11 protein-coding genes are annotated in these 9589 nt (G+C 42.2%); 1 reads left to right on the top strand and 10 read right to left on the bottom strand.

Features of this window, described 5'->3' with window-relative positions; all coding sequences use genetic code 11:
- The first annotated feature begins 577 nt into the window (after positions 1–577).
- A complete protein-coding gene (locus tag PLE34_RS15825; RefSeq protein WP_324558510.1) occupies positions 578–958 on the top strand; it encodes a hypothetical protein in 381 nt (126 codons plus the stop codon).
- Between the two features lie 332 nt (positions 959–1290).
- On the opposite strand, the gene PLE34_RS15820 is transcribed toward PLE34_RS15825, so the two are convergent.
- The 10 genes from PLE34_RS15820 to PLE34_RS15775 all read right to left on the bottom strand — a co-directional run bounded on the left by PLE34_RS15820 (position 1291) and on the right by PLE34_RS15775 (position 9535).
- Complete coding sequence (locus PLE34_RS15820; protein ID WP_324558508.1) at positions 1291–3432, bottom strand: ligand-binding sensor domain-containing protein; 2142 nt, start codon at positions 3430–3432, stop codon at positions 1291–1293.
- Positions 3433–4151: 719 nt separating this feature from the next.
- Positions 4152–4667: a hypothetical protein gene (locus tag PLE34_RS15815; protein WP_324558506.1), complete on the bottom strand. Its 516-nt coding sequence runs from the start codon at positions 4665–4667 to the stop codon at positions 4152–4154.
- Between the two features lie 62 nt (positions 4668–4729).
- Entirely contained in the window at positions 4730–5050 is a 321-nt protein-coding gene (locus PLE34_RS15810) for a hypothetical protein (protein ID WP_324558505.1), read from the bottom strand.
- A gap of 70 nt (positions 5051–5120) precedes the next feature.
- Entirely contained in the window at positions 5121–5597 is a 477-nt protein-coding gene (locus PLE34_RS15805) for a hypothetical protein (RefSeq protein ID WP_324558503.1), read from the bottom strand.
- Positions 5584–5889: a hypothetical protein gene (locus PLE34_RS15800; RefSeq protein ID WP_324558501.1), complete on the bottom strand. Its 306-nt coding sequence runs from the start codon at positions 5887–5889 to the stop codon at positions 5584–5586. Before PLE34_RS15800 ends, PLE34_RS15805 begins: the two co-directional genes overlap by 14 nt.
- 118 nt (positions 5890–6007) lie before the next feature.
- Positions 6008–6907 carry a hypothetical protein gene (locus PLE34_RS15795; RefSeq protein WP_324558499.1) on the bottom strand — a complete coding sequence of 300 codons (900 nt, stop codon included), beginning with the start codon at positions 6905–6907 and terminating at the stop codon, positions 6008–6010.
- Positions 6904–7293 carry a hypothetical protein gene (locus PLE34_RS15790; RefSeq protein ID WP_324558497.1) on the bottom strand — a complete coding sequence of 130 codons (390 nt, stop codon included), beginning with the start codon at positions 7291–7293 and terminating at the stop codon, positions 6904–6906. Before PLE34_RS15790 ends, PLE34_RS15795 begins: the two co-directional genes overlap by 4 nt.
- Before the next feature lie 6 nt (positions 7294–7299).
- Positions 7300–7539 carry a helix-turn-helix domain-containing protein gene (locus PLE34_RS15785; protein WP_324558496.1) on the bottom strand — a complete coding sequence of 80 codons (240 nt, stop codon included), beginning with the start codon at positions 7537–7539 and terminating at the stop codon, positions 7300–7302.
- 146 nt (positions 7540–7685) lie between these two features.
- Positions 7686–8375 carry a hypothetical protein gene (locus PLE34_RS15780; RefSeq protein ID WP_324558494.1) on the bottom strand — a complete coding sequence of 230 codons (690 nt, stop codon included), beginning with the start codon at positions 8373–8375 and terminating at the stop codon, positions 7686–7688.
- Between the two features lie 89 nt (positions 8376–8464).
- Entirely contained in the window at positions 8465–9535 is a 1071-nt protein-coding gene (locus tag PLE34_RS15775) for a tyrosine-type recombinase/integrase (RefSeq protein ID WP_324558493.1), read from the bottom strand.
- Positions 9536–9589: the final 54 nt, after the last annotated feature.

Below are 9589 nucleotides of genomic sequence, written 5' to 3'. Positions count from 1 at the left end.
CGGGGTCTGCTCTCCACACAGTTGCCTGACTGTGAAGACCCCGTCGGGAAGAAAACTTGGTGAGCTGTAAAAGCTGCGAGGCATAAGGAGTAGGGTATAGGGCGTAGGGTATAGGGTATAGGGTTGGGAGGTGTATGTACTTAGCTGTGGTGCTGCTATTGCGCTCCTGTTGCGTCGCACGCTTGTACAACAACAACGCTATGCAGCTTCTGCCACGCTTCGGTTACCCACCCAAACAAGTCGGATGGGTAGGGTTTGCCAACCACGCTATTTGTTCTTATAATTCGCGCCGGGGTTTTCATCACCAGCCGTTGTGGGCTAGCTATGAAACCCTGGTGCTGAACGATTCCCCGGGGTCTGCTCTCCACACAGTTGCCTGACTGTGAAGACCCCGTCGGGAAGAAAAATTGGAAATATAGTAGTGCAACAGATTATTATACGAAAAACAAAAAAGGATTATTAGAAATAGTAAGCGTATATTGATAAAGATGTAGTAACAGCAAAGCACAGGTCTGGCTAAACACAAAGCAATACTACCAAACCTGCGCCAGTGCGGGACAATTTAAATGCACCCCATATGGAGATTAAAATTTGCCGTAGTATTGTTGTTATACTAGTTTTCTGCGGCAGTTGTATAAAAAATGTAAAAGAAGAAGACTTTGATGCTCGATACTGGGCAAAGAAGTACTGTAATTGCCTAAAGGAGAACAGAGAAAAATCGGATGCCTATAATGCTAGAATTATTTGTGATAGCAAGTTAAACCTCGAAAACAAATTTTTCAAAATTTATTCGGCTAGCGGGCTTTCTGGAAGTTATTTTAATTCTTTGCCAAAAGAAGTAAAGGATAGTGTTCTTGAATTTAATAGGGTGTTTAATATGTATTTGTTTGATTCTTGTAGGAGCTTTTTGTTAGACAATATGACCGAATCATCCGACAGTATAAGTGAGAACCCTTAACAAGTGCAAGTGGGATGTTTATATCTGAATAGAATAAATGAAAGTAGTAATGTAGATAACATCCAATATTTTTGTCCGCGTTGGTGTTCCCGGCAGCCGCGCCGTTGTTTGGTGTTTTCACCAACAACCGAAGCGTGGCAAAGCTTCATAGTGTTGTTACAGTACAAGCGAGCGTGGCAACAAAAGCTTAATAGCAGTACCACAGCTAAGTACATAAACTTCTCAACCCTATACCTTACTCCTTATGCCTTATGCCAAAACAGGGTATGCCAGCGGCGGCGGCCGGAGCATCAACAGATGAAAAATCCGGAAATACGCGCTTTGCATCACTACTACTCCCAAAATCCATAATATCTCCCCATCCAGTAAGCAAACAAATAATAAGTGCCTGTTTCTTCGGTTTCACCGCCACGGCCTGTATCCAGCCTTTTAGGGTTGGTATTCCAGCGCGATACACCACTTTCAGGTGTGGGTACAGGATGTACGGCCTGCTGCTTTCGTCCCCGGTCTGTAAGCGGGTCTTTCTGCAGATCCCAGCGGTGGCTGTTTTCCATGGTCCAATCTATAAGGTCAGGCGGGTATTGCTGCAATTCTTCCAATGCTATATCAAGATCGCAGTTTTTACCCAATAATGCACTGGCAATAACATTCCACACCGGCATGCGATCGTTGCGTACATTGCGCCAACTGCGTTCCAGACTTTGAATAAACCGGGTATGGTGAGGATCATTGCCGGAATACTTAAGCAATCCATAGTAAGGGAAAAAGTTGAGTATATCGTCGGAATGGCTGGTTTCAAACGGTCCAAATATTTTTGCCTGTACCGCATTGTTTGCGTACCCGTGTTTATCCACCAGGATACGATAGGCTTTTTCAAATTTTGGATTGCCGGTATAATGCAGGGCAGTTTTTAAAAATGAAAGTATCTGCAGTGAGTTCAGTCCCCGTTCATACATCCAGTTAGGAGAATGATTCAGGGAATCAGGATGCCAGATGCCCCAGCGGGTTGGCTTGCCATCAAAATCAATAAGGTGAAGATCGTTATCAACAATATGTGAAACAATTCGGTCCACCAGTTGTTTTACACGGAGCTTTTGCATGGTATCGGCAACAAGTTCGTAAAACAATGAAAGGGTAAACAGGTGACCTGTAATTTCATCAGAGCTCGTATCATCGAGCCATTGCCATTTGCCATCTTTAGAAAAATGCCAGCGTTTGGGATGTGGCGATCGCGATTGAACAACTTTATCTTCTGCCTTCGCGTATGAACGTGCGGGATAGCCTGGTATACCTGTAATGGTTTCCAGCCGTTCCAGGGCTTCAAAAGTACGAATGGCTTTTTCTTTCGCGTGTGCTTCTTTGGTAACTGCATAACGGAAACATTGCGCGGCCAGGTAGCAGGAAGTCCATAAACCATCATTGTCTTCGTTTTCAGTAAAGCTGGTAGCAATATTGCCGGGCACTGCCAGTTTTGAAATATTGATGAGCCCGCAGCGGTTGTGACGTTTGTCAATAACGGCTTCATAATGATCGGCTTTTCGCACGAGCGTTGTTTGTTCGTTTCGTATTTCACTGATACCTTCCGGCGTAGCGATCCATACTTTCCCCGGCTGCAGTATAAGCATATCGTTCACTTTTGAGGCTGGCAGCCACCTCCTCCCGTTATAGTAATGCCAGGCTGTATCCTTTTGTATGGCGCCTTTACGGGTTCCCAGCCAAAATTCCTTTTCATCAGTGCAAATACGGGTTACAGGTCCGTAAGGCAATCCATCGGTTGATTTCCACACCCAATGATCGCCGTTGGCGGCAATGCAACCCACCGATAGCGGGGAGCTGAAAATGATATCTGCTCCTTTGTTACAGGCAGCGAGCGCAAAATAGGTGCGGTGGTTCCCTTCTGCCATCAGGGTTTCATCAAGATTGGTCCATTTGCCGCCCTCACGGCGCCACAAGCCATTATTGGTAGCTACCCACAGGCGTTGCTGTGCATCGGCAATAATGTCGTTAACGGAAATATCTTTTAGTTGAGGCTGTGGCGTCCAACCGCCATTCCACGTGTATAGTCCACCGGTAGTACCCAGGTGTAAGGTTTGGTTATTTTCCCAATAAAGGCATTGTAAGGTATCGCGCCCGGCTTCGCCGGGCAGGGGAATGATTTTTCCCGCTTCGTTCTGAATTGTTTTTTGTGAAGCCAGCCAGAGATTGTTTTGTGCATCGGTAGTTGCCAGGCGCCAATAATCATTAACGGCTTTGCCCAACCATTTGCCATTGCTATACCGGAATACTCCATTATTACTAACGGCAATTATTCCGTTGGCGGAATGAAAAAGGCGGATAATATTTTTGCCTGCTTCCGGCGGTAACACAATATTGGTTTGTACTTTTTGGTAAAAACTGTTTTGACTGATTTGTGCGGGTATGTTGTTGAAGAGGCATATGCTGATCAGGAATGATAAAGTAAAGCGTTTGATCATATCTTCTTTTTATAGTTGCTTTTATTAATAATGAGAGCGCATTGGAGGGCGCTTTATACTATGGAGCGATGACTATTTCTTAATTCGCGCGGGGTCTTCATCACCAGCCGTTGTGAGCTAGCTATGAAACCCTGGTGCTGAACGATTCGCCGGGGTCTGCTCTCCACACAGTTGCCTGACTGTGAAGACCCCGTCGGGAAGAAAAACAAAAAATGAATGTTGTTCAGGCAGAAGGACATGGAAGCGTTGCAGCCTTTGAGAAAGCCTTTTTTTAATAACACTTTCTCTTGTAACAGGCTCTAAAAAACCCTGTAAGTCAATGACTACAGGGTGTAAAGTGTGCCCGGAACAGGAATAATACCTATGCTTACAACTAATTAATTATCAATATATTAATACCTATTCATTAGGTATGAAGTAACAACAGAGTAACATAAATTGTAATAACACTCACTTTTACCCATAAAAAACCCGGCAATAAATTCACTTATTACCGGGTGGCTGTTGCTAACCTAATTAAAACATTAAGATAGTACATTTTCCTTTATCATGTCACCCGGTCATAAATATCCGGGGTTCACCATCATGGCGAAGGGGTCGGATTTGAAATCGTACCCTGGTCAAATATGACCGCCCTTTACATCTTCATTACGTAATGAACAATAAAAAACCCCAACTGTAGAAACAGCCGGGGACAAGAAACATAAGGCTTTATGGCACTAAAGAGCCTTGTTCTCCGGTACAAAGTTTGCACCATGCATTAATTTAAAGCCTTCTTCATACGTGAACTGCTTCACCTCTGTGACGGAACCGGTGGCGTCAGTTAAAAATCGTATAACATAATTCCCCGGACGGTTAAATACAAAATGATATTCGTTCGGACTGCATGGTATACCATTAATAAGTTCTTTCAGGTTTTCCCGCCGGTCAAGAGGTTTGGAAAATCTTATTTTCACCTGCACGGTGTCTGTGTAATAGCTTTCCATTTCCTGCAATACGCTTTCATCAACGTTCAGGAAAAAGTCACGTTCCCCTTTCTCGTACCTGTACCCCTCATGGATCAATGCATCCCAAAAGCGGGAAGGGTGGGTGCTTTTCCTTGTGAAATCGGTGAAGATTTGCACCATACCCAGGAAGGGGCGGGCATAATTGATGTCTTTTTGTTTCCTGAAATGCTTTTTAATGAAGTCCAATGAAGGTTCCATTTCGCTGTAGTATCTTGCTTCTGTACTCATATTTTTTATTTTTTAGTTTTCAAAATGTTCCCCTGCCAGGTAGCAAGGGAACTTTTAAATTTCTAATACACGGTGAACGTGCTTAGACCTTGCTTTAAGGCATGATTAATCTCCCTCAATACGCTTTTGCTTGCATCCGTCTGAACCGTCTGGCAAATCTCCTGAGCAGTCTCAACCGGGAAATACTCTGTAAATAATTTTTCTTTGGTAATTGGATTTTCCCCGGTCTGTACCCTGAAGTAGTCGTATGCTTCCTGCTTTCCTTTCAAATGTTTGTCCATCCATGTACGGTAATCTTCTTGTATGCGTAGAGCGGCATGTAACTGTGCGCCATACATTAATTTTCTTTTGCTGCCTAACTCATTGTCGATGCTTAGTACCATTTTTTATTGTTTTTATAGTTGAAAAAAAGAGTTTATTCTGAATGATGAATTTTTCGTTTTTGATCTGTTGTTAATTGCATGATTTTTCTTTTTGTTCTCTTATTTCAGCGTAGCATTTTTGTTGTTGGATTATATCTGTAAACTTTTCAATCATTACCGCCTGCCGTCCCTGTTCGGGTAACCATTGATACTGATACACGCCTCCGCTATCCTTTTCAAAATGAATGGAAAAAACGGCAGCATAACGGCAGTAGGTAGGATCGTCAATTTGATACCATACCCCGTAACCTTTATATTTTTCTTCCAGCAAGGCAGTAATTTGGGTATAGGTCAAAAACTCTTCAGTACGGGTATCAATAAACTTTGCATCGTCCGGGATAGCAGGACAAAGCGCTCCCCTAACCTCTATAAATTCCGGGCTGGCAGGTTCATAAAGGCTCTTTTCCCGTCTCACAAAAAGTATTGGTTTTGGGCCCATTCTTATTTTACCATTTTTCATATTTTTCAGAAAATCAATTTTTTCCGCTCTGTTTTTAAATGTTCTCATCACTTTGTTTTTTAAGTTCATCAATTATCTGATCCAGTTGTTGATCTGTCATTTTTTCAAAATCCGTTGTTAAACTGGTTGCCTGTAGTGTGGGCAGGGAGTATTTGAGTAACCTCTCAAACAATATTATCCTATCCTTTGGTTCCAGTTGCTTCCAGTCCTTTTGTATTTGCTCTGTTTGGCTGTCAATGAAACTGTTAATCCATTGCCTTAAATCTTTAGTGGCTTTGTTTGGTGCGCCCGGCTTCCTGCCTCCCTGACCTTTCTTAAATGATGTTTTATTCCCTGCCATATTTTGCCCTATTTTATGGGTTCGGTTTATTCGGTTTACTTACTCAATTCCTTTATTTGGTTTGGGTACGATCATACCCCTATTTTCAACTATATTACAAGCTGAACACGCCACTTTTTTAGTTCGCTATTAATTCGTCAAATTTTGCTCTTATAACCTGCCCGGTATTAGCGTCCGGGCAAATGCTTTTATCCTGCATTATCTGCCTGTAAATCCGGTTATATTTTTTATAGGCTTCCTTGTGGTGGTTTTTAAAATCTGCTCTTATTTCCGGGCTATTCATTACGGCAATGATCTTTTTTTGTTCGGCTGTCAATAGATGTAAATTCATACTCTGTTTTTTTAAACTTTGTTCAAATTTGATAGTAGCATCATTCCCTAAGATGCTTAAACTTTCCCGGCTCAATACCTTCTTACAGGTGAGTTTTTCGATATTTAGTATTCTTTGCAAATACTGCCCTTGCTTCGCCACAACTTCCCAGCGGAATAATGGTGTACTCAATGGTAACTTATCCACCTGTTGCACCTGATACTGCTTATCATAACCTTTCAGCGTGTATTTGGTGGCGTCCAGGGCTTTGCCGTATGCTTTACCGTTCTTTGCCATAGGCAGGTAATCTTTACCTTTATACGCCTGCAATGTTGCGCTAATGCCTGCACCATTGCCCGGAATATTACAGCCATATTCCAGCTTTTTTATTTCTGCTTGCTCCCATCGGATCCCGGTTATATCGCTTATTGCTTCAATAGCTGCCCGCAATTCGCTTTTAGTAAAATCTGAATAGTTATTACCCTTATGGAATTTATGCAGGCTATTTGTCAAATAAATGCGTTCAGGATAAACGTAAAGCCGAAGGTTTTTTATTTGCGCCTCATAGCTGCATAACTGCCCGTTACGGTACTTTGGGCAGTATACCTGTCCTTTGTACTCAAACGGCTGTCCTTTGGCTTTATGAAGCTGTGGCGGCGGTTTGGTTTCCAGCGTCAGCGTTATATTATCTACCATTACCGCCATCATTGATTGAATAAAGACGGCTGCCAGCCCGTTAAACAGTAATGCTGTACCCGCTTGCCGGTTACCTGGCATTTGGCTACGTGGCTAATGCGTACCCTTCCCGCCTGCATCAGGTCGTAAATGCAACGTGTAACGTGGCAGCGTTCCACCTGCATTAATTCGGCAAGTTTCCTGCTGGTTAGGGGCTGCCATTCGCCAATGGCTGCCAGCGCTTTTTCCCGCTCTGTTGAACGCTTCCCGCTTGCTGTGTATGCGGAAAAGCTTTCCCGGCTGGTGGCGGCAGTGTTATGTTTTTTTTCTGCAAATATTTCCGCTGTAAACGCTGGCTTTTCGTTATCTTCGCGAGGATATTTATTAGGATCGAATGTCGTCGGAGGTAATGTACTCATAGTGCTTTACCTCCTTTTTTTTTCGCTGGTAACGTAGGTTGCTGCTACTTTTCCCCGTTCATTGCTGCCGGGGTTGGCGTTACTTAACATCCATGCTTCCAACTTTATTTTTTCAAAAAAAAGTTTCTTGCCGTTCGGCTTGCTGAATGGGATAATGCCGGACATAGTTAGCTTGTACAGGTAGCTTTTTTTGTACCCTAAATAGGCGCACGCCTCATCTATGGTGAGTACTTTTTTGCTTTCCATTTTTTTTTGTTTTGAAAAATGTTTTAAAAAAACAAAGCGCTTTGTTGATGTCGAAACAAAGATGATAAGAAGTAAAAAGAAAGCAGCGGAAGATAACGGCGAAGTAACGGCGAAGTAACGGCGAAGTAACGGCGGTATGTTTAGTGTTATTTTTTTATAGGATTATTTTTGATATAACGTCTTGCAGCGTCATAGCTTTCTTGGTAGGATTGTGATCTTGTATCCACTTCTTTAAATGAGGTTTCCAAAAACCTATTGAAGTATTGCAATAAGTCGTTTCTATTGCTAAATTTTTGTTTTAGCAGTCCCGGTGCTTCATTAACCGCCACAACAACACCGAACAAATTTCCCCCTCTTCCCTTTAAAATACAGTTGCCATTTCTTGTAACTTCTACATCTTCCAGCACATTTAAACAAAGGGAAAACTCACTTTCACCGACAAAGATTTTAGACAGCTCTAATGCTGGCGGCGGTAATGCATCTTTGTTCGCTTTGGATAACTGCTTTGCATGAAACAAATAATCCATTCTTTGTTTTACCTGTGCTATGTCAATTTGTATGCTGTCAAATAGCACATCTGTATTTATCGGACGGGGTAATTCACCCATGTATAAACACAATTCAGCCTTTGCGAAAACATCCGGAAATATTGTTGATTGATAATTTACCAGATTGCCTTTCATACGCTGTAATTCGGATAGTTCCTGTAATGTAATGCGTACGCCTTCTATAGCATGTTCCGGTAAGTTTATTATTCCTGCCAACTCAACTAAGTGCTGATTAAACAGGCTTGGCGTCATGTATTCAAACGCTTCCGTAATTTCCTGCTCAAACAATTCTGCACTACCGTTTATAAGGTAGATATAGGCGGTGTACCTTTTTCTTATGTGGGTTTCAAACGATCCGGTTTCAGTTGTGATAGGGTTCATAATTCAATATTTACTTTATCAGTAGCTTTTTGTTTCATTTCATTGGCAGTATCCACATACCGTTGTGTATGCTTCATGCTGGTATGCCCTAACAGCTTTGAGGCTGTTAATACGTCAACATCATTGTATATTAGGTTTGTACCGAACGAATGCCGGGCATTATGCCATGTGATTTTTTTTTCTATGCCTCCACGCTTCACCCATGCCTTTACAGTCTTATTTGCACCGTTGGCAGTAGGTAAGGCAAATACATCGTTAACCGGCTTCCCTGGCTTTCCTAATAGCTTTATAGCGGTATCATTGAGCGGTACGCTAACTTCTTCACCTGTCTTGCTCTGCTTTAGGATTATGCTTTTTTCAGATAGGTTAACGTTGTTCCATTTGATGTTGTTAACATCAATCCACCGTAACCCGGTAACGCATGAAAACAGAAACGCTCTTTTTACTTCGCCGCTCTCTGTTGGTGTAGCTGCCAGTATCTTTAATTCGTCAAGGGTAAGAATGTCCTTTCTTGCAGCTTTGCACCTTAGTTTCTTTTCCACCAAGTCCAGTACATTCTCTTTCATTAAGCGCCTACGGTATGCGTATTTCATCATTTTTTTATATCGGCTATAATATGAACTTGCTCCTTCACCTTCACTTTGGTTTTGTAAATAATCCATGAAATCCTCAATCAGTAGTGGTGTAATCTGCCCGAACGTTAACCCGGCTTTATTTTCTTTCTGCAAAAAGTTGATAAACCGCTTCAATGCTCCCTGCATATTGCGTTTATCTTTTTTCGTATATCCGTCAATGTAGGTTTGCATCCAGTCTGTTATTATGGTTTTTCTTCCTGCATCAGAAACCGTATTGTAATTATTGGCTTCCAGTTCAGCGGCCCGGGCAACAGCAATGCTTTCTGCCAGTCTGTACTTTTCTTTATTCGCTTCCCGGTCGGCTATAGTGGTTGCCTTGCATAGTTGTAGATGCTTTAGTGTTTCAACCCATCTTTTACAATTATGGTAAACGTCAAGGCGAAGGGTTGTCGTACCATTTGCGTTTTTGCGTTTTCTTAGTGTTACGCTCATATTGTTTTCCTTTTGTTTCCACTAAGGTATGAATTATTTGATATTTTTTGTTAC

This window comes from Agriterribacter sp. (assembly GCF_035445465.1).
Classification (GTDB): domain Bacteria; phylum Bacteroidota; class Bacteroidia; order Chitinophagales; family Chitinophagaceae; genus Agriterribacter.
The sequence above is the reverse complement of the archived record's forward strand: the minus strand, read 5'-3'. Positions and strand labels throughout refer to the sequence as shown.

Coding starts and splice junctions, on each gene's coding strand:
- PLE34_RS15825 (WP_324558510.1), top strand. CDS start 578: ATGGAGATTAAAATTTGCCGTAGTATTGTTGTTATACTAGTTTTCTGC.
- PLE34_RS15820 (WP_324558508.1), bottom strand. CDS start 3,432: ATGATCAAACGCTTTACTTTATCATTCCTGATCAGCATATGCCTCTTC.
- PLE34_RS15815 (WP_324558506.1), bottom strand. CDS start 4,667: ATGAGTACAGAAGCAAGATACTACAGCGAAATGGAACCTTCATTGGAC.
- PLE34_RS15810 (WP_324558505.1), bottom strand. CDS start 5,050: ATGGTACTAAGCATCGACAATGAGTTAGGCAGCAAAAGAAAATTAATG.
- PLE34_RS15805 (WP_324558503.1), bottom strand. CDS start 5,597: ATGAGAACATTTAAAAACAGAGCGGAAAAAATTGATTTTCTGAAAAAT.
- PLE34_RS15800 (WP_324558501.1), bottom strand. CDS start 5,889: ATGGCAGGGAATAAAACATCATTTAAGAAAGGTCAGGGAGGCAGGAAG.
- PLE34_RS15795 (WP_324558499.1), bottom strand. CDS start 6,907: ATGATGGCGGTAATGGTAGATAATATAACGCTGACGCTGGAAACCAAA.
- PLE34_RS15790 (WP_324558497.1), bottom strand. CDS start 7,293: ATGAGTACATTACCTCCGACGACATTCGATCCTAATAAATATCCTCGC.
- PLE34_RS15785 (WP_324558496.1), bottom strand. CDS start 7,539: ATGGAAAGCAAAAAAGTACTCACCATAGATGAGGCGTGCGCCTATTTA.
- PLE34_RS15775 (WP_324558493.1), bottom strand. CDS start 9,535: ATGAGCGTAACACTAAGAAAACGCAAAAACGCAAATGGTACGACAACC.